Raw genomic sequence first — 248 nt, 5'->3', positions numbered from 1 at the left:
GTTGCAATGTCGTTCATGCCCGCTTTTTGGTTGGTAGAGAATACCGTGTAGTCCGCTGCATCAATTACGCCTTTGCTTAGGCCAGTAAATACTTCAGAACCTGGCAGGTTTACTGGAGTCGCACCCGCGGCTGCAAATACTTGTTGTACTAGGCCTTCAGGCGCACGCAGTTTAAGACCTTTAAGATCCGCTACACCGTCGATTGGCTTTTTAGAAATGAATGATTCAACGCCGGTTGTTGAAGCACC

1 protein-coding gene is annotated in these 248 nt (G+C 48.4%); it reads right to left on the bottom strand.

The features are described 5' to 3' along the window. A partial coding sequence (gene dctP, locus AB4512_RS25290) for a TRAP transporter substrate-binding protein DctP (protein ID WP_372176210.1) occupies window positions 1-248 on the bottom strand: 248 nt, incomplete at both ends.

The organism is Vibrio sp. 10N.222.52.B7, from assembly GCF_041474275.1.
GTDB classification, from domain to species: domain Bacteria; phylum Pseudomonadota; class Gammaproteobacteria; order Enterobacterales; family Vibrionaceae; genus Vibrio; species Vibrio crassostreae_C.
The sequence above is the reverse complement of the archived record's forward strand: the minus strand, read 5'-3'. Positions and strand labels throughout refer to the sequence as shown.